Below are 25,977 nucleotides of genomic sequence, written 5' to 3'. Positions count from 1 at the left end.
ACCGCAGCAGCCGGACTGCCGGGCCGGCGGGGTCGGCCAGCAGCTCGACGAGCAGGTGGGTGGTGCCGGCGTACGGGTCGCCGCGCTGGACGGCGGCGAGGCTGGTGCGCCGCGATGACCAGCAGTTCAGATGGTGAGGACGATCTTTCCTGCCGGGTGCCCGTCCCGGAGGTGCCGGATCGCGTCCGATGCCTCGGCAAGGGGGTAGGTGCGGTCGACCGCCAGGTGAGCGCGCCGGACTCGACGAGACCTCGTAGCTCGCCCAGGTCCTCGGCCCGCTCCACGGCGCTCACGCTGCGGAGCCGTTGGCTGACGAACAGGGACAGCAGCGGCGCGCGGAACATCTGCCGGTCGTAACCGCTGAGCATCGGGCCCTTGGCGTACGCGCCGCCGACCAGCGCCAGCGTCCCGTGCGGGGTGAGCGCACGGCGCAGCAGTGACAACGGCCGGTCACCGCCGGTGTCGATGACCACGTCGTACACCGGACCGTCGCGGTCGACCTCCGCGCTCGTGTAGTCGAGGACGTCCTCGGCGCCGAGGGAGCGGACGAAATCGGCCTTGGCCGGGGCGCAGACTGCGGTCACCGTCGCCCCGTACGCCTTGGCGATCTGCACGGCCAGGGACCCGACACCGCCCGATGCGCCGATCACCAGCACCCGGTGCCCCGGGCGCACCTCGCCGCTGTCGCGTACGGCGCGCAGCGCCGTCATCCCGGAGACCGGCACCGCGGCGGCCTGCGTGAACGACACGTTGGCCGGCTTGCGGGCCAGTCGCCGCTGCGGTGCGCTCGCGAACTCGGCGTACGAGCCGCGCAGGCAGGTGCCGTACACCTCGTCGCCCGGCCGGAACCGGGTCACCCGGGCGCCGACCGCGGCCACCACCCCGGCCAGGTCCCGGCCGCGCACCGGCACCCGGGGCCGGCGCAACCCGCTCGCCAGCCGCGCCAGGTAGGGGCGGCCGGCCATGAAGATCCAGACTCCGGGGTCGACCCCGGCCGCGCGGACCTGGACGAGGACATCGTCGTCGCCGATGGCCGGCCGATCGATGTCGCGGAGCTGGAGCACGTCCGCCGGGCCGTAGGTGTCCTGGACGATGGCCTTCATGGTGCCGCCTCCTCGGGATACTGGAACACGTCGTCGAGTCGTACGCCGAACACGCGGGCGATCCGGAACGCCATCTCCAGCGAGGGCGAGTAGCGGCCCTGCTCGATGGCGATGACGGTCTGCCGGGTCACGCCGATCCGCTCGGCGAGTTCGGCCTGGGTCATCTCGTCATGTGCGAAGCGCAGTGCGCGGATGTTGTTCGTGACGTGGGTCGGCTTCACCACTGCGGGACACCCGTGCGGTAGACGATCACCTTCGTCAGGGAGCCGACCGCCGCCGACAGGACGAAGCACAGGTAGATGACGTTGGCGATCCAGAACCAGTCCCACTCGGCCAACGCCATGAGCATCGCCGACACCGCGCCGATGACCACGAACGCCTGGCCAACATGGTCGCCGAGCCGCCCGATCTGCCGGTCGCGATCGTCCTTGACGCGGGACGCCCGCGGGTTCACCACGCCCATCGCGGTTTCGGCCACGATGTTCGCGACGATGGCGCCGCCGACCGTCCACAGGAGAATGCCGGCGTATGGGGTCGCGGAGAGGGGCGCACCGTCGACGCGGCTCAGGACGACCGCCGCGTAGACCGCGTACCCGACGACGCTGACCACCAGCATGATCCAGGCGCGTTTCTCCTCATGCGTCATGATCGACTCCTCATGTAAAGAATCCTTGACACGCCTAGAGTAAGGCGTCTTTGACACGGTGTCTAGAAACTTTTACATCGCGTGGGAGGCGGGAGCCGGTGACAGGCCCGGCACGGGCGCGCCGGCCGAGGTTTGGTGCCGGTCAAAATGGCTTTGTCGCCCTGCCGGCCCGCGCCTAGCGTGGGGCGATGAGCTCGCGACTTCTCTCGGTGACGTTCGATGCCCACGACCCGGACCGTGTGGCGCAGTTCTGGGCCGGCATGCTCGGCCGGGAGGTTGTCGAGGACGCCGGTGGTCTGCTCCTGCCGGGACACGAAGCCCAGCTCAGTCTCCGGTTCGCCCGCAGCACCGCAGAGATGGTGCGGCCGAACCGCATGCACCTCCACCTGACCAGCGCCAGCCTTGACGACCAGCAGCAGACGGTGGCGACGGCGCTGAGGCTCGGCGGAAGTCACCTCGACGTCGGGCAGCGCCCCGAGGAGGGGCATGTCGTCCTGGCCGACCCCGAGGGCTACGAGTTCGACGTGATCGAGCCGGGCAACAACTACCTCGCCGGGTGCGGCTTCCTCGGGGAGCTCAGCTGCGACGGCACCCGGGACGTCGGCCTCTTCTGGAGCGAGGCGCTGGGCTGGCCGCTGGTGTGGGACCAGGACGAGGAGACTGCGATCCAGTCACCGCACGCCGGCACGAAGGTCGCGTGGGGCGGCCCGCCCGTGGCCCCGAAGCAGGGGCGGAACCGGCAGCGTTTCGACCTCGCCCCGGCCGGTGGCGACCAGCAGGCGGAGGTCGACCGGCTGCTGTCTCTCGGGGCCACGCGGCTCGAGGTCGGTGACGACGGCACCGTCGTGCTGGCCGATCCGGACGGCAACGAGTTCTGCGTACGAAGGAACTGACCGGAGCTCCCCCGTCGCCCTTCCTGCCGGAACATCCACTCTGCGGGCCTTGCTCGGGTCGATGGTGAGCACGTTGACCACCCATGGACCCGGGTGGTGTTGACCTGGTCGGCGCGCGTCGGCTCGCCGCCCCGCTCGATCCGGGTCAGGGTGACGCCGTCGGCTAGGGCGCGGCTATTGCCATCGCTGCGAAGGGCCGGGGATATCCTCGGCGCCTTTGCAAGTCTCGCTCGGGCCGGCGCTCGTTGCTGGGGCCAGGGGCTGGCACTGGTTCTCAGCGGTAAGCCTGCTGGCCTGCTTCATCGGCGGGGGTTCGGCACCTGGCGGTTGAAGCGAGGGTTGAGGGCCAGCACGAGGGCTCGCTTCGTGGCCTCTGGGTTGTCGGTCTCCTGCCAGCGGACCTCGCACCGACCCAGCCAGTCGGCGACGTCCTGCCTGGCCGCCGCTTCGGTTGGGGTGTCAAGGAGCTGTCCGACCTGCTCGTGCAGCACCGACGACTCCCGGTTGCCGGTCAGGTGCTGCCGAAGGCGGTTACGCAGGTTCCCGGTCCAGCCGACGTAGACCACCGTGCCGCGGTCGAGGACCACGTGCACGCCGGGCGAGGTGGGAGCGTCGGCGGCGGCTTCCGTCGTGTACGGCTGGGGAGGCGTGAAGCCGGCCAGGAGATCTTCGGCGTCGAGCATCCCCGGACGGTACCGGCGTCAGCGCTCCCCCGCGATCCCACATGATCCGGAGTGTCAATCCCCGGTCAGGCAGCCCTGGGCGTCGGCACGGACAGTCGACGGGTCGACGTCGAGGAGACGCAGCAGCCGGGTTGCCGGGCCGGCGGGGTCGGCCAGCAGCTCGACGAGCAGGTGGGTGGTGCCGGCGTACGGGTCGCCGCGCCGGAAGGCGGCGAGGCTGGCGCCGCGCAGCGCGCCAAGCTCAGTGCGGCCATGGGCGGGCGCGGCGAACAGCGCCTTGGGCTGGTGCCAGCCCTTGTCGGGCAGGCCGTCGAGCCGCCGCTCGTCATCGGCTGGCGGCAGGCCGGCCAGAGCGCGTACGGCGGCCGAGGCTGTGGCGCCATGCTGGGCGAGGATCTCGCCGGCCTGATTCCACCGGTGGACGTCCGGCCGGACCGGGCGCCCGTCGCGCACCAGCTCGTCGTGCATGGCCAGCACCGCTACCAGGACGTGCGCGCCGGTCACCACGTCATGGCCGGCCCGTACCGCCAGCTGTCTCGCCCGCTGCTCGACGAGCAGGAGCATCGGATGGCCGTACCGGGCGCCGTGCCGGCGGTACGGCCGGCGCAGGGCTACCCCGGTGACGAGCCGGATGAGGGCCAGCCGCAACGGCTCTGCGGCTCCGGGAGCTCGGTGGGGCTGCACCATCCGGAGGAAGGCCAGCTCATCGGCCGCAGTGCTGCGCGGGGTGACCGGCAGCCGGCGGGCCGCGCGGCGCACCTCCTCGTACAGCGTGGTGCCCGGCCCGGCCGGGCTGCCCGCCACCAAGGTCAGGACCCGGACGGCCGCAGCGTCGGGCACGCTGAGCAGCCCCACTGTGAGGTGAGCGGGCCCGACATGGCGCAGGACCGCGCTCGTGCAGTGCCTCGTAGACCGCGCGCCGGACAGCCGGGGTGAAGGCATGCAGCGGCGGTCATCGCCGCGGTGCACGGCGCGGCCGCGGGCCGGGCACGCAGCGTCGTACGCGGCCCCCGTAGCTCCGCCTCGGCCAGCCGGGCGATGACGTCGTCGAAGCCGGGCGCGAGCCTGCTTTGCTGCGGCGGCTCCGGATCGGTCAGCTCGCTGCATCTCCTCGCGATGCCGGGCGGCGAAGGTCCGGTCGCACGCCCCGGGTGTGAGGACCCCGGACGACAAGACATAAGTCATTCAGCCTGGTTGCGAGACTCAGGCGGCTGTTCAAGATTCTGCTGCCGTTTCTTTTGCTCCGTCTTGAGGCGGTGAACCTCTTCAACGAACTCAGCAAGCTGTTCTTCCTCGCTCGGAATCCGCTTGTACCTCCCAACCCCCACTTCTACCGCTTCCCACTCTGCTTCAATTGCGTCGGCCGTCTGCTGGAGGTAGAAGCTTCGCTCCTTATATTTGAAGTAGCCCATAAATCCGCTCGCTACACCAACAAGAAAAGTGATGCAGAGGATGGTCCAGCGATCCCATGTCATTTTGTCCGATATGCCGGCGATGCCGGTGGCAGCCAGGGATCCGATGATTAGGAATCCTTGAAAAGTGTTGTTCACTCTCCTGTAGCGCTTGCTCTCATCCCTCAGTTGGTCAATATCGGAAAACGCGTCCTCTTTGTAGGCTACACGGCGGACCTTAAGGCTCCCCTCCGCACTTGCTACCAAAAACTTCCGCTCGTCACGAAGCCGCGCGAGGCGAAGCTCAAGATCATCCTCTTGCGGGCGCCAGCTGCGCTGGCCGTCAACCTCTAGGGGACCTCCCGGATCCCTCCAAAGCTTATAGGCCGCGCCGCCGAAGGATAGCGCAACGAGGAAGGTTGGTATTAGGACAATGCGCTTGAGCTCCCAGGTCCACCATGGGATCCAAGTCAGGGCATAAATTACCGCGATCAGAACCGGACCGAAAGCAGTAAACCAATAGAAAAGTTTGCGCCGCCTTCGGGCAGTATTAAGCGCCGCCTCAGTCTGACGAATTTTGTGGTTATAGATAAGCACCTGTTCGTGCTGGCCAGCCGTCGACAAATCGCCCTCCGAATTACGACTCGCGCGTAATCACAATGACATTCTCGGCCATACGGAATATCCATGATCCGGAAATCACCGCCAGCCCATTGCAGAAGTCAGCGAGGCGCGCGGCTTCGTAAGCCTGCATCGCCGAGAAGTCAATGGACACGACTCTGCCTTGTTTGAGTGCCTCCACGATGTCGATCGTCGCAGTCTGGTACTCGAGTGGCGAGACTCTCATCACGCCATCCAATTGAAATCGCTGTGAACCATTGCGACCAGTGTGGAATCGGTTCCCGTTCACTGCTTCATCGAGTGACTTCTGAAGGTCGAGCGCATGGTCACGGAAGCACATACGCGACGGTTGACCCCGGCGGGGAGGGCGTCCCAAACGGCGCAGAGCAACCCAAAATACCGTTGCAAGGAGCACGACGCAGGCAGCCGAAACAAGAAGGGCAGCCGCCCCGTAGACAGTTGACCCCACCCTTCAAGTCGACGGCAAGCCGTCGGCCCCCCTTCGATACGAGCGCCGGAACCCAATCTGTGACAACCGAGGTTGATCTTCGATCGCGAGACTGTGGAATGTAGCGGTAGAGCCTCAGTCCGCCGATCTTCTGTCGACTACACGACAAGGAATTTCGTAGATTTGATACCTAAACGGACGATGCTCCACACCCCGCCTCGCTGCCCTCAAGGCCACGGAGGAGTCTGGAGAGCTTGTCCCAACGGGGTCTAAAATCCGGCAGCCCTTGCCGAAGGTGATCGCCTGGCACCTTCCAGCTAACCCGAGCCCCGGCTGGAAACTTCATGACCGTTCGATGGACAGACCGCGACCGCCGCCGCTGACACTATACGGATCATGGTAGATGCAATCTTCGACGCTAAGTTGCGAGCAGCCGCCTGTGAGTGGCTTATGGAGCGTGCACACAGTCACGGGGAGTTGGCAACACAAGCCGAGTTGTCGAAATTCACGTTTGAAGGAATTCGAGTCCCTCTACTTGACCGGCAACGCGGCATCCGCAAGCCGGCCATACTGGACGCCGCCCTGTCATTTCGTACGACGTTCACGCCACCTGGTCAGTCACCGCCGTATGAAGACCGCGAGGGCCAAGACGGGCTACTGCGATATAAATACCGTGGCGACAATCCTAATCATCCGGAAAACATTGCACTGCGCCGCGCGTACGAGCACGACCTTCCGCTGATCTGGTTTGTTGGGGTTGCCCCCGGCGTGTATTTGCCAAGGTACCCGGTATGGCTGGTTGCCGACGAGCGTAAAGAACTCCAGTTTGCAGTTGCGCTCGACGAAGACCAGAAGCTTATAGAACCTGGCACCTTCCTCGAGCCAGATCGGCGGCGTTACGTCGAAAGGTTAACAAAACTGCGGCTCCATCAACCACTTTTCCGCGCCCGCGTATTGCAAGCGTACGGTGCAAGCTGCTCCGTGTGCCAGCTCCGGCATTCATCCCTCCTTGAGGCTGCTCACATTATTCCGGATGGTCAACCCCGCGGAGAACCGATCGTCCCGAATGGATTGTCTCTTTGCAAGATCCACCATGCAACGTTCGACCAGGGCATCCTCGGCATTCGCCCTGACCATGTGGTCGAAGTACGCAAAGACATCCTCGCCGAAGTCGATGGCCCCATGTTGCGTCATGGTATTCAGGAGATGCATGGGCGACTGATCTCGCTGCCTCGGGACCGTGCGGCGCGCCCAGACCGAGACAGGCTAGAAGTTCGGTATGAGCAATTCCGGAAAGCTGCCTGACGGAACCGCAGATCTTCAGATTCGGCGTGGTTTGCGCAATTTTAGCCCTGGCCGCAGCCTAAGGACCGACAGCGGCAGTGTGGCAGGCATCGGGCCACCCGTGGCCGCAACATTCGCGCGGGCGAGGATCTCGGCGACCACACGTGGCAGGGGTGTCGGGAGTAGCCTGCGGCCCTGCTTCTGCGGTCCGGCGGAGGCAGGCTCGATCTCCAACGCCGACCGCAGCTGTCGGTGGATGTCCTCCGCCGTCCTTTCCCGAGCTCCGCTAGTCGTGTCAGCGCGCGTAGTCGACGGGCCCTGCCGGGCCGGACAGACTGGCATCGATCCCGTGCGGCACGCCGCCATCGTTCGGCTCGCTCAACCAGATGCAGGAGACGTCGCCACAGTACGATGGCCGCCGACCCACCGGCCGGCGGCCACTAGGCTTCAAGCGGCGAGGCTACTGAACACTCACCCGCTGCTTGTTGTAGTTCTTGCCCTCACCGTCCGGCTTGTAGTTGCCCTCCACGTTCCCGGCGATATCGATCGAGAACCAGTTCACCGTTGTGTCGCTGTTCACCGTGATGCTCTGAACCCCCTCGCGCATCCCCGCCAGCGCCAGCTTCGCCGAGCTGTACGTCGGCCGACTGCCATCAAGCGTGTAGTACACGTTCGCCGGCTCACTCGTGCTGAACGCGAAGGCCGTAGCCCCAGGCTCCCGCTTGACGACCTCCAGCGATGTCCGAGGCTGACTCTTGTCGGTGGCATAGCCCGGGCCACCTCGAGGATCCCGATGTTCCCGTTGGCGAACTCCATGGCCTCCTCATGCCCCTCGGCAAAGGGCGGCTGGAACCCGACGGCGGTGAACCGCCCGGTTGCCGGATCGTAGATGTCGGCGCCGACCTCGAAGTCCCAGCCGATGATGCCCCGGTTGTACCAGTGCTCGTCGGCGCTGTTGCCGGCCGCCGAGTACAGGACGTCGGTCACCGGCCCGGTGCGGCCCGGCCAGATCGCCGTGCCCCGGTACTCCTGCGCCCGCGAGAGGATGTAGTCGGAGGAGGTCCAGAAGTACGCCTCGGTGCCCTGGTCCACCCGCGGCAGCACCTCGCGCCCCTCGGCCTTGTACGCCCCCGGCGGCCACATGAAGTACCCGCCGTAGGAGTGGGTGTTCATCGAGAGCTTGAGTTCGGGAAGGTGTCGACCAGCCAAACCTCGTTGCGCGCCGGCTCCCAGTCGCCCAGTTGGCGGGTCAACTCCCCCACCGGAACGAAGGGCGCACCTCCCGCGGCGCGAACCGCCTGGTCGTACCGGGTCAGGGCGCCGCCTGCCTGCTCGCGCAGCCCGTCGAGCAGGTCGACGGCGGGGCTGTTCCCGGTGGACCCACAACCGCCGAGTAGGGCCGCGACCATGATCCAAGACAGTGCCCGGCGTCGGTGCGTGCTCACTGTCTCCACCTCCTTGAGAGGCCCGCACGCTAGTCCGGGTTGCGCCTCACCGCGGTGTACCGGCGTCGGCCCGGTGGGAGCCCCGTAACGCCGGTCCTGCGCCCCTACGCCTCCGTCACGGTCGCGGGCTCGGGCGATGCGTGCCGTCCCCTGGCCGGCCGCTCGTCCCCATGCCCCGGCCACCAGGCCTTGTGCCCGATCAACGCCGTCAACGCCGGCACGAAGAACATCGACATGACGAACGCCGACAACACAATCCCGATCGCCACCGCAAACCCCATCTGCTGCAGGAACGAAATCGGCGCCAACATCAACACCCCAAACGTCCCGGCCAGGATGAGGCCCGCCGCAGCAACGGTCGGCCCCGCATGCTCCACCCCGATCGCGGCAGCCTCATGCGGTTCGTTCCCCTCCCGAGCCTCCTCCCGCAGCCGGGCGATCATCAGGATGTTGTAGTCCGTCCCGATCGCCACCACGAACAGGTACAGGATGATCGGCAGCTGGAACGTCACGCCGGGTTTGTCCTGCAACCCCTGGAACACGTAGACCGTCGCCCCCAGCGTCGCCGCGAAGTTCAGCAGCACCGCGATCACCAGATAGATAGGCGCGACAAGACTGCGCAGCAGCAGCGCAAGGATCAGCGCGATCAACCCAGCAGCCACCGGCAGGATCACCGACAGGTCCCGGTTGTTCGCCGAGTTGATGTCCGCGAAGATCGCCGTGGTCCCACCGACAAGCGCCCGCGTACCCGGCGGGGCCGCCTCGTGCACGGCGTCCCGCAGGTCATCGCGGACGAGAGTGATCGCCTCATTCGAGACCGGGTTCTCGTTGAGCAGCAGGTTGACCCGGGCCACGCTCGGGTCGCTGCTGCGCTCCGGCGGCTGCGCCTGGCCCACGCCGGGCGCCTTCGCCACGGCAGCCGCGAAGTCGGTGACCTGCTGCTCGCTCAGCGGCGTCCCGTTGCCGGTGGTCAGGTAGACCTCGGTGGGGGCGAGCGCACCGGCCGCAAACCCACGCTGCAGGTCCGCAGCTGCCTTCGCCGACTCGGTGTCCTGTGGGAAGCCGGCGCTGAAGTCGTAGTCGGCCTTGTAGCTAAGCACGCCCGCGGCGAGCGCGACCAGCACGATGCCGGATGCTGCCGCGACGATCGCGGGGCGGCGGCCGACGGTGGTGCCGAGGCGGCGCGACAGGGTGGCCTTGGGGGCGCGCTGCCAGGCCTTGGAGGGCCAGAAGACGTACCGTCCGAGCAGCGAGACGACCGCCGGGATGAGGGTGAGCGAGGTGATCAGCATGACGGCGACGGCGATGGCGAGCGCCGGGCCGAGCGAGCCGAAGAAGCCCAGGGAGGCCAGCAGCAGCACGAGGAACGCGACGATGACGGCTCCGGCGGCGGAGGTGATGACCTCGCCGACGCGCTGGACGGAGACGATCATCGCGGTGCGCTTGTCGTCGCCGGCGCGCAGCCGTTCGCGGTAGCGGAAGAGCAGGAACAGGATGTAGTCGGTGCCGATGCCGAACAGCACGATCAGCAGGATCGTCTGTAGGTCCTGGCTGACGTTGAGGTCGAACGCCTTGCCGGCGGCGGCGACGAGCCCGGTGGTGATGGTCAGGACGGCGCTGACGACCACGACGGGCAGCAGTGCGGCGATGGGGCTGCGGAAGATGATCAGGATCAGTCCGATGATCAGGATGATCGTCGCGACGCCGACCACGGCGAAGGCCTTGTTGAAGGTGTCCTCGTTGTCGACGAAGCTGGCCACGTCGCCGGCCACGCCGGCGGTCAGGCCGCTGCCGGCCAGCTCGGGTCCGAGGGCGGCGCGCAGGTCGCGTACGGCGTCGAGCAGCGCCGGGTCGTCGGGGGTGGTGGCGTCGAGGCCGACGTTGACCACCTGCACCGACTTGTCGGGCGCGACGGCCGGCGGGCCGGTCAGGTAGCCGGACGTCCGCGGGATGTTGCGGGCCTTGAGCGCCTGGGCGACCTGGCCCACCTTCGCCTCGTCGGCGGGGGTGAGTTTCTGCCCGTCGGCGCGCTTGACCACGATCGTGGCCGTGGCGGTGGCCTGCTGCGGGAACGCCTTCTGCCCGAGCTCGGTGGCCTGCACCGACTCGTAGGAGCGGGGCAGGAAGCTCTCCTGGTCGGCGGAGGTGATGTCGCTCAGCGACGGCGTGGTGAGGATGATGGCGGCGGCCGCCACCACCCAGCCGGCGATGACCCACCACGCCTTGCCGACGACGAATCTGCCCAGCCGCTCGAACATGGTTTCCCCCGATGTGTTCGGCTCAACTGTTGTCCGGAGCCCAGAGCGCACATGGGCCCGCCCGTCACGATGACGGCAGCCTTCACTACTCGCCGTAGATCGTACCGTCGCGGTGCAATCCTTTTCGGACGCCGCACCGCCGCACGAGCGCCTAACGAGCGAGAGCCGCGGTCAGTGGTGGTGTGGCCAGCAGGGCGGTGAGGTGTTCCTGCATCCGTTCCAGTGGACCGTCCGCGCTGTGCAGCCCCTGATGGAGATCCCGGAGCACCTCGTCGGATCCGTTGGTGAAGGCCAGGATCTCGGCCAGGGAGAGCTGGTGGTTGAAGATCTCCGCATCGTTGCGCCAGTCGTGCAGCATGCCGGCGAGCGCCTCGTCGCGGCGTGGGGACAGCACGGCCGAGGAGAGGGCGGCGTTCACGGCCGACAGGTTCATCCGGGGATAGACCTGCCGGCGGGCCGGCTGCGCCGCTCCCGCGGAGAAGGGCGGGGACGCGAGGATCTTCCGGTTGTCCCGCAACTCCTCGCCGATGGCCTGGAGAGCCTCCGCACGCCGCTCCCGGCCCGCCGCCCACCGTTCGGCGACGATGCCGGTGATGCCGCCGAGCAGGCCCAGGATCTGCACCGCCGGTTCGAAGCGCGACGTGCCGGCCGACCGGCTCCACCAGACGGCGCTGACGACGAAGGCCACCGTGAGACTGCCGGCGGTGACCAGCATGATCCAGGTGCGCGGCGCGGTCAGCCACGACGGCACGGGCGCCGGGCGCGGACTCATGTGCCGGGGCGGCGGAAGACGTCCCGGGCGGCCGTGTCGTGGCCGTTGCCGGCCTCGCTGCTCGACAGCAGCATGAGGTCCATGCCGAACCGGCGGGCCCGCTCGTACGCCTGGAACTGCGTGAACGCCTCGCTCTCGACGAAGAGGCCCGCCTTGGCCAGCGCGCCCGCCAGGGCCTTGAGCTGGTATTTCCGGGTGATGAGCAGGCGGATGGTGTCGCCACTCGGGAAGTGGACCTCGCTGCGGTTCGGGAGCACGATCTTGAGGTCCTCGGCCGACTGGTTGCAGTAGATCACCTTGATGACCAGTGACCGCCCCTCCTCGACCACCCCCTCGAAGCGGACGTAGTTCATGTTCACCGAGAGGTCGGTGTTCTGGCGCAGGGCGCTGATGACGAACTCGCGGAACACCCAGCTGGTCTCGTATTCCCGGGCGGCCTGCTGGGCCATCCGATCGTCGAGGTGGGACGCGGTGGCGACCTCCACCAGCAGCCGGTCCTGCGGCCGGAGGAGTTGCTTGCTCAGGCGCTCGACCAGCTCGACGTCCTCGTCGAAGTTGGCCATCGTGTTGCCGAGCAGCGAGAACAGCACCGGCTCGTCGCCGATCAGCCGGCCGCGCAGTTCGTTGAGCTCGGCCACGTTCTCCTCGACGGAGAAGTCGAGCTGCACCGGCAGCAGTTGATTGCGGAACTGCCGGAAGAACGGCAGGGACTTTATCGGCCTCAGGCCCAGGCGCAGCATTTCCGCGCTCATGTCGACGGGCACGTAGTACATTTCCGGGTTCGCCCGCTGGAGATCGGCCAGCACCACGGCGTCCTTCTCGCCCGTGCCGGGGCCGAGGCTGATGTAGTGGTAGGGCCGGTCGCTGTGCCGGGAGTGCAGGCTCCGCCAGCGCCGGCTGAACGTCTCGATCCCGTCGCGCATGACCGGGTAGTTGGGGTCCGTGCAGGCCCGCTGCCAGTTGACCGCCGGCTCGATGCCCCAGTAGGAATAGCCGGACACGATCCGCTTCTCGTCACCGGTGGCCGAGAACGGGCGCTGCAGCTCGGCGGCCAGTTCGTTGAGCTTCCGGGACTGGTCCTCACCGACCAGGCACAGCGACCACGAGAACTCGGTTTCCGAGATGACTTTTTCGAGCCTGCGCAGAAGCTTCAACTGTTCCCTGGCCTGCTGATCCATCTGTGCCATCCCCCGAGCGAGGTCGGACCGGTCCCCCATGCTCCGCCCGCCAACCTTAACAGCGGCGAAGTCTCCTCAGTGGACCGCGAACCGGGGCGGTGACGGGCTCGCGGAAACCACGACGGCCCGGCGCGCAAAGGCCTAGCCTGGCGGAAAAGGGGCAAGGGGGAAATCGTGGCGAACGCGGTCTGGGACGCCCTCGACGGGGTCCGCGAGGTCGAGATCACCGTGACCGGCCGCAGGACCGGCCGGCAGATCACCCACCCGGTGTGGTTCGTGCTGGACGAGGACAGCGTGTTCCTCGTCCCGGTGACCGGCTCCGACAGCCAGTGGTACAAGAACGTCCGGCAGACCCCGATGATCGAGGTGTCGGCGAACGGGACGGCGTTGAGTTCGAGTGCCACCCCGATCACCGAGGCCGACCGGGTCAATCACGTGGTGGAGCTGTTCAAGGCCAAGTACGGCGCCGACACGGTGGAGAGCTACTACCCCAAGCACGACGTGGCGGTCCAGGTCCCGCTCGGGTAGCCGGCCTAGTCGTTGCGCGCGGTCTCCGGGCCGGTGATCCGGCGCAGCAGCGGCAGCGTCGAGGCGACGATCCCCAGCGACACCGCCAGCCCACCGGCCACCATGAGGTAGAACGACCCGTGCGGCGCCAGCAGCGTGTAGCCGAGCTGCGCGCGCAGGAACAGGTGCGCGGCCAGGAACCCCATCCCGATGGCCACCGCCGCGACGGCCAGCAGCGGCACGACGGTCTCCAGCGCCACGACCCGCCGCAGCGTCCGCAGTTGCACCCCGGTCAGGCGCAGCATGCTGAACGGCCGCTTCCGGTCGCTCAGCCCACCGGCCACGCTCACCGCCAGGCTGCACCCGGCGATCGGCAGGCTGGCCAGCATGATCACATTCGCGAGTTGCTGGAACTGCACCAGGAGCCGGGCGGAGTCCGACTCCCACTCGGCGACGCTGGACGGGAACCCATTCGTCGGGAACGCGTTGATCAGCATGGTCCGGGCCTGCTCGAACGCCGCGCGGCTGGTCGTGTTGACGACCACCGAACGGATCGGCCGCCCGGCGACCTGGGCCGGATCCATGTCAGCAGCGGGCCAGACGTATTTGTCGTTGGTCAGGTCCCACGCGCGCTCGCCGATGAGGTCGTCAGCGACGGCCGCGACCCGCGCGCCGGCGGGGCAGGAGCCGAACACCGCCAGGCGGTCCAGCTCGGCGCACGTGATGACGCTCGGCCACCACCACCGCTGGACGGGGGCGTCCGCCGGCCCGTGCACCTCGATCGGGGGTGGCTCCGTGACGGGGTTGGCGTGGACCAGGGTCACGCTGCGTACCCCGGGGATCGTCGCGAGCCCGGCCGGGATCTGGTCCGCGGTCGGTGCGGGGCCGTCCTCGGGCGGGAACCACGTGGTCAGGGACGTGGCGGCCACCGAGTCGGTGCGCGGCTCGCCCCGGTTGGCCACGTAGGTGGTGATGATGCCGGTAGCGACGCTGGTCACGAAGAGCGCCACGATCAGCCCGCTGACGGACCGGAAGCCGGCCCGGGGGTTGTCGGCGAGGCGCCGCCCGGCGATGAGCGCCGCCGGCCGGCTCGCCCGCCCGGCCAGCAGGCGCGCGCCGACCATGGTCAGCCACGGCCCGGCCAGCACCAGCCCGGTCAGGATCAGCAGGAACCCCGAGAGGTACGCGGTGAGCTGCCCGTTGGTCGTGGGCGGTCGCCGGCCGACGAAGTACGCCAGCTCGACGAGCCCGGCGACCAGCGGGATGAGTCGCCAGGCGCGCGGCGGTTTCGGGGTGACCCGGCGCGCGACACCCAGCGGGGAGATCTGCACCCGGCGCAGCGCCAGCCAGGAGGCCACGACGGCGCCGAGCGGGATGCCGAGGGCGACCGCCAGGACGTCGGTGAGGGTGAGGGAGAGGTCGGCGGTGAAGAAGCGTTCGCCGGTGAACGGGATCGCAGCCAGGGCCGGGCGGGCCGCGAGGAACAGGCCGAACCCCACGGCCGCGCCCACGGCGGCGGCGAGCACGGACTCCACGGCGGAGATGACGGAGATCTGCCGTGGCGTGGCGCCGACCAGGCGCATCGCGGCGAAGCGCTGCTCCCGGCGGGTCGCGGCCAGCCGGGTGGCGGTGCCGATGAAGATGAGCACGGGGAACAGCAGCGCGGCCGCGACGATGGAGAGCACGAGGGCCATGCCGTCGCGGTTGATGCCGACGTAGCAGCCTCGGGGGCAGCCGTCCGGCGAGGTGGTCATGATCTGGGTGACCTTGCGCGCGCCCAGCTGTTCCAGGTCGGCCGGGGTGCGGCCGATGACGATCAGCAGCGAGTCGGGCGACGGCAGCGCCGCCGGTGCGATGGTGCCGACCTGGTGGCCGGGGAACCGGTCGCCGAGTTGCGCCGCCGGGGTGGCCTGCAGCAGCTCGCCGAGGGCGGGTGAGACGTAGTACTCGCCGGGGCCGGGCAGGCGCGGGATGCCCGGCGGGACGGGCGCGCCGGGGCCGGTCGCGGCGACCTCGACCCGGCCGATCGAGTCGCCGTCGTGGTAGTCCTCCCGGATGAGCCACCACATCGGCTCGGCCGCCGGGTCGGTGGAGGACGGGGCGACGGCGGTGTTGAGCCAGGCGTACCGCTGGTTCTGCGCGTCGACGGCGTTCATGCCGGCGAGCGTGGCCAGGAGCATGCCGACGCCGAGCGCCACGGCGGCGGCGATGACTATGAGCCGGGCGGCGGCCTCCCGCCCGCCGGCCAGGGACAGCCGGACCGCGAAGCGGATCATGCCGCCACCAGCGCGTTCACCTTGCCGTCGCGCACGATGACCTGCCGGTCGGCGTACGCGGCGACGCGGGCGTCGTGGGTGACGAGGACGACGGTGGTGCCCTCCTCGCGGGCCGAGGACACCAGCAGGTCCATGACCTGCTCGCCGGTCAGCGAGTCGAGCGCGCCGGTCGGCTCGTCGGCGAACAGCGCGCCGGGCCGCGCCACGAGGCCGCGCGCGAGGGCGACCCGCTGCGCCTGCCCGCCGGACAGCTCGCCGGAGCGGCGCCGCTCCAGCCCGGTCAGGTCGAGCCGCTCGAACCAGGGCCGCGCCTCCTTGAGCGCGGCGGCCCGCTTCACGCCGTTGAGCAGCAGCGGCAGCGCGACGTTCTCCTCGGCGGTCAGCTCCGGCACCAGCTGCCCGGACTGGAACACGAAGCCGAACCGGTCCCGGCGCAGGACGCTGCGCCGGGTCTCGCTGAGGGTGTCGATCCGCCGGCCGTCGAAGTGGATCTCGCCGACGTCGGGCACGAGGATCCCGGCCAGGCAGTGCAGCAGGGTGGATTTCCCGGAGCCGCTGGGGCCCATGACGGCGACGATCTCGCCCGGCTCCACCGCGACGCTGGCGCCGCGCAGCGCCGGGGTCTCGCCGAAGGACAGCTTCACGTCGCGCGCCTCGACGGCCGTCATCCCCGCACCTCCTTCGCGAGCGCGTCCAGCCGGGCGGCGGTGGTGTCGATCCAGTGCAGGTCGGCCTCCAGGTGGAACAGGCCGTGGTCGGCCAGCATGGCGTCGACCAGCGTGCCGGAGCGCTTGATCTCGGTGAGCTCCTTCATCCGGCCCAGGTGGGCGGCGCGCTGCCGGTCGAGGTAGTCCTCGGCGGGGCGGCCGAGCATGAGCGCCAGCACCACCTTGGTGAACAGGACCGTCTGGAGGTTGGGCTCGGCCGGGACCGGCTCGGTCAGCCACGACTCGACCTCGGTGGCGCCCCGTTCGGTGATGACGTAGCGCTTGCGCTCGGGGCCGACGCCCGGCTCGACCTCGCCGATCACGATCTTTCCGTCGCGGGCGAGCCGGCTCAGCGTCGCGTAGACCTGACCGAACGGCAGGGGCTTGCCCCGGCTGAAGAAGGCGTCGTAGTCGCGCTTGAGGTCGTAGCCGTGGCTGGGCTCGCGGTCGAGCAGGCCGAGGAGGGTCATGGGAACGCTCATGACGTCACCATACCCTGAGGGTATACCTCGCGTATATACCTTCAGCGTGCAGTGAGCTCGAAGTGCACGGTACGGCCGGTCCGCGCCCGGCCGAGCCGGTGCGTCAGCGGCACGAGCACCCCGTGCAGCAGCGGGTGCTTCCGGACCAGCGCCCGGCTCGCCGCCCGGTACTCCGCCCCGCTCAACCGGCGCGCCACCGCCTCCACCGCCGCCCCGGTCGGCTTGCCGAGCGCCGTCGACGGCGCCAGGGTCACCCGCGGGTTGTTGCGGATCCGCCGGGTCTTCCACGCCTTCTCGAAGCTGCGCACGTACGCGCGCTCCCCCGCCACCGCGACGCTCACGGCGGTCGGCACGGCGGTCCCGTCCCGCTTGAACGTCGTCAGCACCACGGTCTTCTGCCGCACCAGCGGCGCCCACCCGGGCGCCGGCGCCGGGTCGACGTACCCGACCACCCAGCCGAGCTGCCGCAGCCGGGCCACCAGCGCGGCCAGGGCCAGCAGCGCCGACAGCAGGACCAACCAGGTCTGGCCCGCGCTGCCGCCCAGGTCGGCGTCGACCACGTGCGAGACGGTGTGCGCCGCCGCGCCGACCACGTAACCGGCCAGCGCGACCGCCAGGGCGTCCCCCCAGATGAGCGCCAGCAGCAGGGTCGCGCCGATGCCCAACTGGAACGCCCCGACGTCGTGCACGAAGTGCTCGTGCGGCGGGAAGTTCACCGCCGAGCTGAACGAGTCGGCCCAGGCCAGCGCCCACACCCCGACGACCAGTGACGCCGCGCCGAGCAGGGCGGCCGTACCACGTACCAGTGCAGTCATGCCCGGGAGACGGCCGGGCGCCCGGCGGTGTGACCGCCGGGCGCCCGGATGTCGCCGTCAGCCCTCGTGAGGTCCCTCACTCACCCGCCGCACATCCACCTCGACGTCGATGCCGTGCTCGGTGAAGACGTCGACGAACCGCTTCGCCCACTCGACCGCCTCCTCCTTCGACCGCACCTCGACCAAGCCGAACCCGGCGATCAGCTCCTTGGTCTCGGTGAACGGCCCGTCGGTGACGGTCTTCTTGCCCTTGGTGGCGGTGATCCGCGCCGACTCCTCGCTGCTCTTGCACAGCCCTTCGGCGGCAACCAGGATGCCGGCCTTGGCGACCTCCTCCATGTAGGCGCCCATCGTCTTCATGAACTCGGGGGTGGGCTCGAAGTTGCCCGGAACGGCCTCGTCCAGCTTGTGCATCATCATGAATCGCATCTCAGTGCTTCCTCTCGATGGTCGTGATCGTGTGCAGGGAAACGGCGGTGAGCCAGCCGAAGACCAGGGCCGAGCCGAGCACCAACCGCACGCTGACGCTGCCCTGGTCGGGCCAGGCCATGACGACGACGGTCGCCAGGGCGACGAGGACCGATGACAGCGCCCCGGCCCGTCCGAAGCGGCGCGCGAAGACCAGGCAGGCGACGGTGAGCGCGCCGAAGGAGAGCATCGCCCCCACCCCGTGCCCGTAGGAGTGCCAGCTCATCGTCTCGGGGTTGCCCTCCGGCGCACCCGCCGGCCAGCCCATGCTCGGATCGGCGCGGAGCACCCCGGCGACGATCAGCCCGACGCCGAGCACCGCGACCAGCGCCGGCCCCCACGTCCCCGCCCGCTCGCCGCGCAGCGCCCGCCGAAAACCGACGGCACCGGCGAGGGCCAGCAGCCCGGAGACGACGAAGTTGGCGATCTGGAGCCAGCCGTGCTCGCCGAGGGAGAGCAGGCTGAGCGGCTGCCGGCTCAGGTCGAAGCCGTCGCGGGTGAACGCCTGGGCGAGGCCCAGGCCGAGGAACAGCGGCCCGGCGGCGGCGCCCGCGGCGAGCAGGGTGGCGGTCCGGACACCCCGGGTCGTGCCGGCCCGGGTGAGCGTCGTGCTGGTCATCTCGATCTCCTCGTCATCGGTTCTCGCTGACGCGTCGATCGGGCCGACCCGGATCCGACATGACTTCTCAAGATTTTTTACGAGCCGCAGGCGGCGGCCCGGTCGAGCAGCAGCGCCCGCTCCCGCGCGTTGCCAGTCAGGGAGGCCGCCCGCTCGAACTCGGCCCTGGCCTCGGGCAGCCGGCCGAGCTTGAACAGCAGGTCACCGATCACGCTGGGCAGCAGGTGGTAGCCGGCCAGCGCCGGCTCGGACTCCAGCTCCCGGGCCAGTGTCAGCCCGGCGGCGGGCCCGTCGGCCTGGGCGACGGCGACGGCCCGGTTCAGCTCCACCACGGGCGAGGGCACGAGCCGGGCGAGTTCCGCGTAGAGGGCGGCGATCCGCGCCCAGTCCGTCTCCTCGGGGGTACGCGCCCGCGCGTGGCAGGCCGCGATCTCGGCCTGGAGGGTGTACGGGCCGGGGTGGTCGGTGCGGGCCCGGTCGAGGGCGGCGAGGCCGCGCCGGATGAGCCACTGGTCCCAGCGGCCGCGGTCCTGGTCGTTGAGGAGGATCGGTGCGCCGTCGGGTCCGGTGCGGGCGGGGGTGCGGGACGCCTGGATCTCCAGCAGCGCGGCGAGGCCGTGCACCTCGGGTTCGCCGGGCATGAGGCCCTGGAGCAGCCGGGCCAGCCGCAGGGCCTCCTGGCAGAGGGTGGGGCGCATCCAGTCGTCGCCGGCGGTGGCGGAGTAGCCCTCGTTGAAGATGAGGTAGACGACTTCGAGGACCGAGTCGAGGCGTTCGGCGCGCTCGGCCGGGCCGGGCACCTCGAAGGGGATCCGGGCGGTGGCGAGGGTCTGCTTGGCGCGGGTGATGCGCTGGCCGACGGTGGGTTCGGTGGTGAGGAAGGCGCGGGCGATCTCGCCGGTGGTGAGGCCGCCGACGAGTCGCAGGGTGAGCGCGGCGCGGGCGATCGGCGACAGGATCGGGTGGCAGGCCACGAAGATGAGCCGCAGCAGGTCGTCCTCGATGTGCTCGTCGAGGGCGGCGTCGAAGTCGGGGGTGACCTGTTCGTCGAGGTCGCGGCCGAGCTCGGCGAGCGTACGCTGCTGGGTCTGCCGGCGGCGCAGCGTGTCGACGGCGCGGCGCTTGCCGACGGTGGTCAGCCACGCCCCCGGGTTGGCCGGGATGCCGTCGCGCGGCCACTGCTCCAGCGCGGCGACCAGCGCGTCCTGGGCGAGTTCCTCGGCCAGGCCGACGTCGCGGACGAGGCCCGCGATGCCGGCGACGACCCGGGCGGCCTCCATGCGCCACACGGCTTCGACGGTGCGCCGCGCCTCGGACTCCCCCACGGCCACATCACAGCAGGTCAGACCGACGTTCCGCCAGCCTCTGTGTGGTCCGGCACTGCACGGGCGGGGAAGTGTCGTAGGCGGCTCGTAGCCTGGCGCGGTCATCGACGATCGCAGGGAGGCGACGTGCTCGACCACTTCTCCGTCATGGTGCGCGACCTGCCGGCCAGCGCCGCCTTCTACGACGCGGTGCTCGCCCCGCTGGGCGGCCGCCGGATCATGGAGCCCGGCCCGATCGGCTACGGCGTCGACAGTCCCGACTTCTGGCTGGTTCCCGCGCCCGCCGACGCCGGCGGGCCGCTGGAGTCGCACATCGCCTTCACCGCCCCCGACCGGGCCGCCGTGCAGGCGTTCCACGACGCCGCGGTGGCGGCCGGCGCCGAGGTGCTGCACGCGCCGCGGGTGTGGCCGGAATACCACCCGACCTACTTCGGGGCGTTCGTCCGCGACCCGGACGGCAACAACGTCGAGGCGGTGTGCCACCGGCCCGAGTGAACGCCGAGGGGCACGATGGGGAGGTGGACGTCGAGCCGGTCGACTGCGCGCCCGTGCGGGCGTTCCCGCGTGCCTGGCTGCGGCAGCGCTGGCAGGATCTCACCTTCCTGCACTGGGCGGTCGAGCCGGAGCGGGTCGCGCCGCTGCTGCCGGCCGGCACCCGGCCCGACACCCTTGACGGGCTCAGCTACGTCGGGCTGATCGGCTTCCGGATGGTGGGGCTGGGTTTCGGAAGGGGGCCGGGCGTGCCGTACTTCGGCACGTTCTGGGAGACCAACGTCCGGCTCTACTCGGTCGACGGCACCGGGCGGCGAGCCGTGGTGTTCCGCTCGCTGGACGCGTCCCGGCTGGTGCCGGTGCTGGTCGCGCAGCTGAGCCTGCGGCTGCCGTACAAGTGGTCGGCGATGCGGCTGGACCGGGACGGGGATCGCCTGACCTACCGCTGCCGGCGCCGCTGGCCCGGGCCGGTCCGCGCGGCCAGCCGGATGGAGGTGCGGATCGGTGAGCCGATCGCCGACCCGACACCGCTGGAGCACTTCCTCACCGCCCGCTGGGGCCTGCACACCCGGGCGTACGGGCGCACCCTGCACCTGCCGAACTGGCATCCGCGGTGGCCGTTGCACCGCGCCGAACTGCTGCACCTCGACGACGGCCTCGTTGCCGCGGCCGGGTTGGCGCCGCCGGCCGGGCCGCCGGTGAGCGTGCTCTACTCCCCCGGCATCCCGGTCGTGTTCGGCGGGCCGGCGCCACTGGGTTGAGCCGTCAGGGCAGCGGGTCGTGGGTGCCGCGCGGGACGTCGGGCCGGCAGCGGCGGACCCGGTCGGCGGCCAGCCGGCCGCCCGCCGCGAGGCCGTACCGCTCGACCGCCGCCAGCCCGTAGGCGCTGCACGTGGGCGTGTAGCGGCACTGGGCGGGCCAGCGGTGCGACAGCCAGCGGCGGTACCCGAGGATGGCGGCACGGCCGGCGCGGTCCACGGCCGGGCGGCGCACCACGCCGGCGGCGACCGAGCCGAGGGTCAGCAGCAGCGAGAAGAGGCCGAGGTCGCAGCAGCCGGGGCCGTCACAGTCGGGGACGTCGCAGTTGCACCAGTCCCGGTGCTTCTTCTTGTGGCGTCGCTTCCGCATGATCACGAAGCCATGGTGCGACACCCGCGCCAGCGGCCGACCCCCGTGTGTCAGGTCGCCGCGGCGGCTCGGGCGAGGCAGGCCGGCACGTCGCCGTGGTGGTAGGGGTGCTCGCTCGGCTCGATGCCGGCCAGGAACATCGCGTACACGGCGGCCAGTCGCAGCTCGGCGACCGGGCGGAGCAGTTCGACGGCGCGCTGCGGGTCGCTGCCCGGCACGTCGGCCCGCCAGCGCGCCGCCCAGGCCTCGCGCAGCCGGCCCGCGACCGGCGGGGCGAGCGTCTCGGTGAGCCGCAGGATGTCGAAGGCGGGGTGGCCGACGAACGCGTCGCCCCAGTCGATGACGGTCCGCCGGGTGCCGTCGCCCCGCACGTTGCCGGGGTGCAGGTCGCCGTGGACGAGGGTGTCGGGCAGGCCGCAGTCGCGGACCCGGTCGAGCCGGTCGTCGAGGCCGGCGAGCAGGTCGGCGACCACGGTCGGGTCGTGCGGGGCCAGCCGGTCGCGGATCCAGCCGGCCAGGGCCGGGCCGCGCAGATCGGGTACGCCGGCCGCGACCAGTGTGTCGGCCGCTTCGACGGCGCGCAGCTGGACGGTGTGGTGGTCGGCGGCGACGGCGGCCCGCTCGGCCTCGTCGGCGCCGTAGCGGTCCTCGCCGGGCACGTGGTCGAGCAGGGTCCGGCCGGTGTCGTCGGCGGCGAGCAGGGTGGGGGCGGTCGTGGGCGCGGCGGCGCCGAGCCAGCGCAGCACGGCGGCCTCGTGGCGGAAGAACGGGGGCACCTGCTTGAGCCAGGCGCTGCCGCCCGGACCGTCGAGCCGCCAGATCGCCGACAGGTTCCAGGTGCGCTGCTGCGCCACGGCGGTCACCGCCCGGCCGACCCGGCGCAGCTCGCCGGTGGCCCACGCGACGCTGCGGGCCGGGCCGCCGGGCTCGGCGTACGGGGCGCGCAGCGGGTGCGGCGTGAGGTCCACCGTCGCCGGGGTCAGCGGTACGGCGGGCGGCCCGGTGACCTGGCCCAGGTAGGCGACGTGGCCGCCGGGCGGTTCGGGGCGGTCGCCGGTGAGCAGCCGCAGCACGGCCACGTCGACGCCGTACCGGCTGCGGGCCTCGTCGACGATCGAGCCGACCTCCTGCCACCACGGTTCGGGCACGTCGTACGGGGGCAGGGCGCCGAGGGGCCGGCCGTCGGCGTCGACGAGGACCAGGGTCACGGTGCGGGACACGTGCCGGACGCTAGCCGCGCGTCCCTGAGGGGCGCGAACGGTTAATCCGGGGGGCCGGTGGGGGGTGAGCCCGGATGTCCCCGGCCGGCGCGGCGACGAGGCTGAGGCCATGACCCTCACCGATATCCGGACGCGTCCCGCGTACCCCTGGTTGCGGCCGGTGGCCGTGGCCGCGTCGCTGCTGCTCCTCGGCTACGGCCTGCTCCGCCTCATCGACCGGCTGGACGGTCACAGCGACAAGGGCGCCTGGGCGTGGAACACCGGGCACACCATGTTCCTGTTCGGCATCCTCGGGTTCGCCGCGCTGGTCGTCGGCCTGCACGGCGTGCTGCGTACCCGCTCGACCCGCCTGCGGGCGGTGGACGACGTGGCGGCGCTGGCCGGCCTGGTCGGCGCGGCCGCATTCGTGTGGGTGATCCTGGGTGACCTGTTCCCGCGCTTCGCCGACGCGGTGGACACGCCGGACCTGGTGTTGCTGGGCGGGCCGGCGCTGTTCGAGGTGGGCCTGCTGGTGCTGCTGTACCGGGCCGCCGCGGCGCGGCTGCTGCCGGTGTGGGCGCCGGTGCTGACACTGGTCGGGTTCGTGGCGATCGCCGTGAACCTGGACCTGCTGCCGGTCGGCGCGGCCCTGGTCCTCACCGGTCTGCTCCCGCTGCGGGCGACCGCCCGGCCGCCGCGCCTCGGCTAGGGTCCCGGCTCGACGGTCAGGTCCAGAAGGTCCGGCGGAAGCCCTCGTTGCCGGCGCACGCGTCGCGCCGCCCGCCGGTCAGGCTCACCGTGCCGTCGCGGCACTGCACGAGCCAGCCGCGGCCGGACCAGAAGCCGGGCACGCACTCGAACCAGTCGCAGATCCCCGGGGCCGGTTTGCGGATGCGGGAGCCGCCGCAGAAGTCGTACCCGTAGGGGTTGGCCGGGGCGCCGCAGCGGCGTTCGGCGGCCGGCCGCGGCGTGGTGCCGCGGGCCGGGGGCGCGGCCGGCGCGGGCTTGGTGTGCTGCGGTCCGGGGCGGGGTTTGACCTGGACGGCGGGGGCGATCGGCGGTGGCGCGGGCGTGGCGGCGGCCTCCGGGGTGGCGGTGGCCTCCGGGGTGGCCGCGGCGGCCCGGTCCGAGCCGGGGCGCACCGGCGGGTCGGACTCGAAGAGCATGGCCGGCACGATCAGGGCGAGGGCCAGGGCGACCGCGACGGTCCGCCGGCCGCCGGGCAGCAGCCCGGAGAGCCGGGCCTGGGCCGGGGTGAGCACGGCCGGCCGTTCCGGCTGCTCCGCCTCGTGCTCCGCGATCAGCTCGTCGAGCTGGGCGACGACCGCGGCGCGCTGCTCGATCGCGTCGGCGAAGGCCAGGGTGAGCTTGAACCGGAAGTCGGCCACCGCGCCGGTGGGCAGCAGCAGGCCGGAGGTACGCCGCCGGTCGAGAACCTGGATCAGCGTGACCGGCGCCGCCGGGTCGTGGGACAGGCCGGTCATCCGCCCGTACGTCCAGTCGCGCCGGCCGCGCCCGCCGAGCAGGACCAGACGCCGGTTGGTGAGCACGGCGAGCCCGGCGTCGACGACCTTGACCCCTTCGGGGCGGCGCGGGCGCAGCACCGGCGGTTCCGGGTCGACGGTCAGCTCGGGGGCCGGCAGCACCGCGGTGTGCCGCACCTCGACCAGTTGCGCGGCCGGCAGCGTCCAGAAGACCACCTCGCCGGGGGCCAGCTCGATGGGCAGGCCCGCGCCGGCCTCGGTCGAGCCGTGGAAGGACCCGGCGAGGGTACGCAGCCGCCGCAGCTCCTCGTCGCGGCGTCGCCACGCCTCATCGGCCGCGCGGAACGCCCGCTGCCGCCGGTCGTTGTGCCGGTGCGCCCACCGGTAGCGCCATGTGGAACCCGTCGAATCAGTCATCGCCACGCCGACTCCTCCGCCGCGCGAGCCCACCAATCGGGGTGTCATTCATGTCAACTGCGACGCGGGGGTGCCAAGACACGCGCAAGTTGCGAATCCAACCGATCGGGTGATTGACCCATACCATCGGCGGAGGCCGGGACGTCGGTCTCTCCGCTCAGCGGCGCAGCCGGGCCGCCATCATGCCGGCCGCCTGGCCCTGGTCGACCAGGCAGGCGGCCAGCAGGTCGCGCGCCCGGCGGCGGACCGCGGTGGCGTCCGGATGCCCGGGCAGCCACTGCTCCGGCCCACCGACGGTCAACTCGACCCGACCCCCGGGCAGCGGCAGCGCCCCGGGCGGCGGGCCGCCGAGGCGCTCCAGGTGGCCGGCCGAGAGAACCTGGTACCACATCGGCTCCGGCACCAGCAGGTCGGCGAGCATCGCCACGTCGGGTGGCTGCGCCTGGCCGGGCTCCGCACGTGCGGCCCAGCCGTGGTCGAGCAGGCGGCGGGCGTCGGGCTCGGCCGCCACCCCGGCCCAGATGACCGTGTCGGCGTGCGCCCTCAGCAGCTCCCGCAGCTCGCGCATGCTCTCCGGGGTGGCCGGCGCCAGCGTGAGGGCTGCCGCCGGCGCCGCGTCACGCATGGCTGTCCCGACGGTCGCCGCGGCGACCGGAGCGCCGTCGGCGACCAGGCTCACGGTGGTGGTCTGGCCGGCGGTGGCGAGCGCGCTGCGGGCCACCCCCGGCGCCGTCTCGGCCGGCAGGGCGGTCTCCACCCCGAACACGACCAGGCTGAGCCGGCCGACGCTGTGCCTGGCGACCCAGCCGGCGGCGAGGTCGAGCAACGCCACCGGCGGCCCGGCCGGCACGTCACCGAACGGTGCCGCCACCGGCCCTCGCAGGTAGGCCCGGACGGCCGGGGTGAGCCCTGGACGGTTGTCCAGGTCGCCGGGGTGGGCCACGCCGACCTCGGCGTCACCCACCCCGGCGCGTCGCAGTTCGGCGAGGAGCAGGTCGGGTACGGCCAGCACCTGATCGTCCGGCAGCGAACCGAAGTCCACCGCGAGGAGGTGCCGGCCCGGCAGGGGCACCGGTGGGGGGAGGAAGGCAACCCGCTCTGCGCCGCCGTCGGCCCCCGGCGCCTCCAGCCGCAGCAGCACGTCCCGCACGGCGACCATCGCGGCGGGGAGCCGGCCGTCGCCGGACCGCACCTCGAGCAGCAGGCTCTGCGACACGCGCAACTCCTGGCGCACCTCAGGTAGGACGACGACGGCCATCACGTGCTCCCTTGTCTTGCCTTGTCTCTCCCCGCCGAAGATATCGATGCGAAGCGCGACGCCCACCGCTACCGGAGC

29 protein-coding genes and 1 pseudogene are annotated in these 25,977 nt (G+C 71.0%); 6 read left to right on the top strand and 24 right to left on the bottom strand.

What is annotated here, in order from left to right; translation table 11 throughout:
• Window positions 1-126: 126 nt before the first annotated feature.
• The 3 genes and pseudogenes from GA0070214_RS27915 to GA0070214_RS27905 all read right to left on the bottom strand — a co-directional run bounded on the left by GA0070214_RS27915 (window position 127) and on the right by GA0070214_RS27905 (window position 1,749).
• Window positions 127-1,103 (bottom strand): annotated as a pseudogene (locus GA0070214_RS27915) (NAD(P)-dependent alcohol dehydrogenase).
• Window positions 1,100-1,327, bottom strand: coding sequence for a helix-turn-helix transcriptional regulator (locus GA0070214_RS27910; RefSeq protein WP_091269499.1), 228 nt, complete (start codon window positions 1,325-1,327; stop codon window positions 1,100-1,102). Before GA0070214_RS27910 ends, GA0070214_RS27915 begins: the two are co-directional and overlap by 4 nt.
• A complete protein-coding gene (locus GA0070214_RS27905; protein ID WP_091269498.1) occupies window positions 1,321-1,749 on the bottom strand; it encodes a hypothetical protein in 429 nt (142 codons plus the stop codon). The genes GA0070214_RS27910 and GA0070214_RS27905 overlap by 7 nt, the downstream gene beginning before the upstream one ends.
• A gap of 188 nt (window positions 1,750-1,937) precedes the next feature.
• Between GA0070214_RS27905 and GA0070214_RS27900 the strand changes: the two genes are divergently transcribed.
• Window positions 1,938-2,642, top strand: a complete 705-nt coding sequence (locus GA0070214_RS27900) for a VOC family protein (RefSeq protein WP_091269497.1) — start codon at window positions 1,938-1,940, stop codon at window positions 2,640-2,642.
• 299 nt (window positions 2,643-2,941) lie between these two features.
• Here the strand turns inward: GA0070214_RS27900 and GA0070214_RS27895 are convergent, their stop codons facing one another.
• The 4 genes from GA0070214_RS27895 to sepF form a co-directional block, all read right to left on the bottom strand.
• Window positions 2,942-3,325: a GIY-YIG nuclease family protein gene (locus tag GA0070214_RS27895; protein ID WP_091269496.1), complete on the bottom strand. Its 384-nt coding sequence runs from the start codon at window positions 3,323-3,325 to the stop codon at window positions 2,942-2,944.
• Window positions 3,326-3,379: 54 nt separating this feature from the next.
• Window positions 3,380-4,165, bottom strand: a complete 786-nt coding sequence (locus GA0070214_RS27890) for a Clp protease N-terminal domain-containing protein (protein ID WP_139141919.1) — start codon at window positions 4,163-4,165, stop codon at window positions 3,380-3,382.
• A gap of 341 nt (window positions 4,166-4,506) precedes the next feature.
• On the bottom strand, window positions 4,507-5,313 hold the full coding sequence (locus GA0070214_RS32155) for an SLATT domain-containing protein (RefSeq protein ID WP_204343010.1): 807 nt from the start codon (window positions 5,311-5,313) through the stop codon (window positions 4,507-4,509).
• A 40-nt stretch (window positions 5,314-5,353) separates the two neighbouring features.
• Window positions 5,354-5,563, bottom strand: a complete 210-nt coding sequence (gene sepF, locus GA0070214_RS32000; RefSeq protein WP_163636920.1) for a cell division protein SepF — start codon at window positions 5,561-5,563, stop codon at window positions 5,354-5,356.
• Between the two features lie 618 nt (window positions 5,564-6,181).
• Between sepF and GA0070214_RS27875 the strand changes: the two genes are divergently transcribed.
• Entirely contained in the window at window positions 6,182-7,090 is a 909-nt protein-coding gene (locus GA0070214_RS27875; RefSeq protein ID WP_204343009.1) for an HNH endonuclease, read from the top strand.
• 439 nt (window positions 7,091-7,529) lie between these two features.
• Here the strand turns inward: GA0070214_RS27875 and GA0070214_RS33075 are convergent, their stop codons facing one another.
• The 6 genes from GA0070214_RS33075 to GA0070214_RS27850 form a co-directional block, all read right to left on the bottom strand.
• Window positions 7,530-7,739, bottom strand: a complete 210-nt coding sequence (locus GA0070214_RS33075; protein ID WP_208602940.1) for a chitobiase/beta-hexosaminidase C-terminal domain-containing protein — start codon at window positions 7,737-7,739, stop codon at window positions 7,530-7,532.
• A complete protein-coding gene (locus GA0070214_RS32150; protein WP_208602943.1) occupies window positions 7,646-8,242 on the bottom strand; it encodes a M14 family metallopeptidase in 597 nt (198 codons plus the stop codon). The genes GA0070214_RS33075 and GA0070214_RS32150 overlap by 94 nt, the downstream gene beginning before the upstream one ends.
• On the bottom strand, window positions 8,239-8,478 hold the full coding sequence (locus tag GA0070214_RS27865; protein ID WP_167364345.1) for a hypothetical protein: 240 nt from the start codon (window positions 8,476-8,478) through the stop codon (window positions 8,239-8,241). Before GA0070214_RS27865 ends, GA0070214_RS32150 begins: the two co-directional genes overlap by 4 nt.
• A 140-nt stretch (window positions 8,479-8,618) precedes the next feature.
• On the bottom strand, window positions 8,619-10,772 hold the full coding sequence (locus tag GA0070214_RS27860) for an MMPL family transporter (protein ID WP_091269491.1): 2,154 nt from the start codon (window positions 10,770-10,772) through the stop codon (window positions 8,619-8,621).
• 151 nt (window positions 10,773-10,923) lie between these two features.
• Complete coding sequence (locus GA0070214_RS27855; protein ID WP_139141917.1) at window positions 10,924-11,544, bottom strand: hypothetical protein; 621 nt, start codon at window positions 11,542-11,544, stop codon at window positions 10,924-10,926.
• A complete protein-coding gene (locus tag GA0070214_RS27850; RefSeq protein ID WP_167364344.1) occupies window positions 11,541-12,722 on the bottom strand; it encodes an L-histidine N(alpha)-methyltransferase in 1,182 nt (393 codons plus the stop codon). The genes GA0070214_RS27855 and GA0070214_RS27850 overlap by 4 nt, the downstream gene beginning before the upstream one ends.
• Before the next feature lie 174 nt (window positions 12,723-12,896).
• On the opposite strand from GA0070214_RS27850, the gene GA0070214_RS27845 reads away from it, so the two are divergent.
• A complete protein-coding gene (locus GA0070214_RS27845) occupies window positions 12,897-13,250 on the top strand; it encodes a nitroreductase/quinone reductase family protein (RefSeq protein WP_091269488.1) in 354 nt (117 codons plus the stop codon).
• Between the two features lie 5 nt (window positions 13,251-13,255).
• On the opposite strand, the gene GA0070214_RS27840 is transcribed toward GA0070214_RS27845, so the two are convergent.
• The 7 genes from GA0070214_RS27840 to GA0070214_RS27810 all read right to left on the bottom strand — a co-directional run bounded on the left by GA0070214_RS27840 (window position 13,256) and on the right by GA0070214_RS27810 (window position 19,921).
• Window positions 13,256-15,505: an FtsX-like permease family protein gene (locus GA0070214_RS27840; protein ID WP_091269487.1), complete on the bottom strand. Its 2,250-nt coding sequence runs from the start codon at window positions 15,503-15,505 to the stop codon at window positions 13,256-13,258.
• The gene (locus tag GA0070214_RS27835) at window positions 15,502-16,173 is read right to left on the bottom strand and encodes an ABC transporter ATP-binding protein (RefSeq protein ID WP_091269486.1); all 672 of its coding nucleotides are present in this window, start codon (window positions 16,171-16,173) and stop codon (window positions 15,502-15,504) included. The genes GA0070214_RS27840 and GA0070214_RS27835 overlap by 4 nt, the downstream gene beginning before the upstream one ends.
• Window positions 16,170-16,694, bottom strand: coding sequence for a PadR family transcriptional regulator (locus tag GA0070214_RS27830; RefSeq protein WP_091269485.1), 525 nt, complete (start codon window positions 16,692-16,694; stop codon window positions 16,170-16,172). The genes GA0070214_RS27835 and GA0070214_RS27830 overlap by 4 nt, the downstream gene beginning before the upstream one ends.
• Window positions 16,695-16,735: 41 nt before the next feature.
• Complete coding sequence (locus GA0070214_RS27825; RefSeq protein WP_091269484.1) at window positions 16,736-17,509, bottom strand: PPOX class F420-dependent oxidoreductase; 774 nt, start codon at window positions 17,507-17,509, stop codon at window positions 16,736-16,738.
• 57 nt (window positions 17,510-17,566) lie between these two features.
• The gene (locus GA0070214_RS27820; RefSeq protein WP_091269483.1) at window positions 17,567-17,938 is read right to left on the bottom strand and encodes a YciI family protein; all 372 of its coding nucleotides are present in this window, start codon (window positions 17,936-17,938) and stop codon (window positions 17,567-17,569) included.
• A 1-nt stretch (window position 17,939) separates the two neighbouring features.
• Window positions 17,940-18,596, bottom strand: a complete 657-nt coding sequence (locus tag GA0070214_RS27815) for a DUF998 domain-containing protein (protein ID WP_091269482.1) — start codon at window positions 18,594-18,596, stop codon at window positions 17,940-17,942.
• Between the two features lie 77 nt (window positions 18,597-18,673).
• A complete protein-coding gene (locus GA0070214_RS27810; RefSeq protein ID WP_244167883.1) occupies window positions 18,674-19,921 on the bottom strand; it encodes an RNA polymerase sigma factor in 1,248 nt (415 codons plus the stop codon).
• Between the two features lie 126 nt (window positions 19,922-20,047).
• Here GA0070214_RS27810 and GA0070214_RS27805 point away from each other — a divergent pair, with 126 nt between their 5' ends.
• Window positions 20,048-20,416: a VOC family protein gene (locus tag GA0070214_RS27805; protein WP_091269481.1), complete on the top strand. Its 369-nt coding sequence runs from the start codon at window positions 20,048-20,050 to the stop codon at window positions 20,414-20,416.
• A 23-nt stretch (window positions 20,417-20,439) separates the two neighbouring features.
• Window positions 20,440-21,174: a YqjF family protein gene (locus tag GA0070214_RS27800; RefSeq protein ID WP_091269480.1), complete on the top strand. Its 735-nt coding sequence runs from the start codon at window positions 20,440-20,442 to the stop codon at window positions 21,172-21,174.
• A 4-nt stretch (window positions 21,175-21,178) separates the two neighbouring features.
• Here the strand turns inward: GA0070214_RS27800 and yidD are convergent, their stop codons facing one another.
• Window positions 21,179-21,541 (bottom strand): membrane protein insertion efficiency factor YidD, encoded by a 363-nt coding sequence (gene yidD / locus GA0070214_RS27795; RefSeq protein WP_244167891.1) that lies wholly within the window; start codon window positions 21,539-21,541, stop codon window positions 21,179-21,181.
• A 50-nt stretch (window positions 21,542-21,591) separates the two neighbouring features.
• Complete coding sequence (locus GA0070214_RS27790; protein ID WP_091269479.1) at window positions 21,592-22,761, bottom strand: phosphotransferase family protein; 1,170 nt, start codon at window positions 22,759-22,761, stop codon at window positions 21,592-21,594.
• Between the two features lie 109 nt (window positions 22,762-22,870).
• Here GA0070214_RS27790 and GA0070214_RS27785 point away from each other — a divergent pair, with 109 nt between their 5' ends.
• Window positions 22,871-23,449: a hypothetical protein gene (locus GA0070214_RS27785; RefSeq protein WP_091269478.1), complete on the top strand. Its 579-nt coding sequence runs from the start codon at window positions 22,871-22,873 to the stop codon at window positions 23,447-23,449.
• Window positions 23,450-23,465: 16 nt separating this feature from the next.
• On the opposite strand, the gene GA0070214_RS27780 is transcribed toward GA0070214_RS27785, so the two are convergent.
• Window positions 23,466-24,647, bottom strand: coding sequence for a hypothetical protein (locus tag GA0070214_RS27780; protein ID WP_091269477.1), 1,182 nt, complete (start codon window positions 24,645-24,647; stop codon window positions 23,466-23,468).
• Between the two features lie 151 nt (window positions 24,648-24,798).
• On the bottom strand, window positions 24,799-25,899 hold the full coding sequence (locus GA0070214_RS31995; protein ID WP_167364343.1) for a hypothetical protein: 1,101 nt from the start codon (window positions 25,897-25,899) through the stop codon (window positions 24,799-24,801).
• Between the last annotated feature and the right edge of the window lie 78 nt (window positions 25,900-25,977).

Source organism: Micromonospora chaiyaphumensis (assembly GCF_900091435.1).
In the GTDB taxonomy this organism is placed as follows: domain Bacteria; phylum Actinomycetota; class Actinomycetes; order Mycobacteriales; family Micromonosporaceae; genus Micromonospora; species Micromonospora chaiyaphumensis.
This window is presented reverse-complemented; position numbering and strand designations above follow the sequence as displayed.

What these genes read in the sequence shown, in the direction of transcription:
- GA0070214_RS27905 (WP_091269498.1), bottom strand. Translation starts at nt 1,749, where the DNA reads ATGACGCATGAGGAGAAACGCGCCTGGATCATGCTGGTGGTCAGCGTC.
- GA0070214_RS27900 (WP_091269497.1), top strand. Translation starts at nt 1,938, where the DNA reads ATGAGCTCGCGACTTCTCTCGGTGACGTTCGATGCCCACGACCCGGAC.
- GA0070214_RS27895 (WP_091269496.1), bottom strand. Translation starts at nt 3,325, where the DNA reads ATGCTCGACGCCGAAGATCTCCTGGCCGGCTTCACGCCTCCCCAGCCG.
- sepF (WP_163636920.1), bottom strand. Translation starts at nt 5,563, where the DNA reads ATGAGAGTCTCGCCACTCGAGTACCAGACTGCGACGATCGACATCGTG.
- GA0070214_RS27875 (WP_204343009.1), top strand. Translation starts at nt 6,182, where the DNA reads ATGGTAGATGCAATCTTCGACGCTAAGTTGCGAGCAGCCGCCTGTGAG.
- GA0070214_RS32150 (WP_208602943.1), bottom strand. Translation starts at nt 8,242, where the DNA reads ATGAACACCCACTCCTACGGCGGGTACTTCATGTGGCCGCCGGGGGCG.
- GA0070214_RS27865 (WP_167364345.1), bottom strand. Translation starts at nt 8,478, where the DNA reads ATGGTCGCGGCCCTACTCGGCGGTTGTGGGTCCACCGGGAACAGCCCC.
- GA0070214_RS27860 (WP_091269491.1), bottom strand. Translation starts at nt 10,772, where the DNA reads ATGTTCGAGCGGCTGGGCAGATTCGTCGTCGGCAAGGCGTGGTGGGTC.
- GA0070214_RS27855 (WP_139141917.1), bottom strand. Translation starts at nt 11,544, where the DNA reads ATGAGTCCGCGCCCGGCGCCCGTGCCGTCGTGGCTGACCGCGCCGCGC.
- GA0070214_RS27850 (WP_167364344.1), bottom strand. Translation starts at nt 12,722, where the DNA reads ATGGATCAGCAGGCCAGGGAACAGTTGAAGCTTCTGCGCAGGCTCGAA.
- GA0070214_RS27840 (WP_091269487.1), bottom strand. Translation starts at nt 15,505, where the DNA reads ATGATCCGCTTCGCGGTCCGGCTGTCCCTGGCCGGCGGGCGGGAGGCC.
- GA0070214_RS27835 (WP_091269486.1), bottom strand. Translation starts at nt 16,173, where the DNA reads ATGACGGCCGTCGAGGCGCGCGACGTGAAGCTGTCCTTCGGCGAGACC.
- GA0070214_RS27830 (WP_091269485.1), bottom strand. Translation starts at nt 16,694, where the DNA reads ATGAGCGTTCCCATGACCCTCCTCGGCCTGCTCGACCGCGAGCCCAGC.
- GA0070214_RS27825 (WP_091269484.1), bottom strand. Translation starts at nt 17,509, where the DNA reads ATGACTGCACTGGTACGTGGTACGGCCGCCCTGCTCGGCGCGGCGTCA.
- GA0070214_RS27820 (WP_091269483.1), bottom strand. Translation starts at nt 17,938, where the DNA reads ATGCGATTCATGATGATGCACAAGCTGGACGAGGCCGTTCCGGGCAAC.
- GA0070214_RS27815 (WP_091269482.1), bottom strand. Translation starts at nt 18,596, where the DNA reads ATGACCAGCACGACGCTCACCCGGGCCGGCACGACCCGGGGTGTCCGG.
- yidD (WP_244167891.1), bottom strand. Translation starts at nt 21,541, where the DNA reads ATGCGGAAGCGACGCCACAAGAAGAAGCACCGGGACTGGTGCAACTGC.
- GA0070214_RS27785 (WP_091269478.1), top strand. Translation starts at nt 22,871, where the DNA reads ATGACCCTCACCGATATCCGGACGCGTCCCGCGTACCCCTGGTTGCGG.
- GA0070214_RS31995 (WP_167364343.1), bottom strand. Translation starts at nt 25,899, where the DNA reads ATGGCCGTCGTCGTCCTACCTGAGGTGCGCCAGGAGTTGCGCGTGTCG.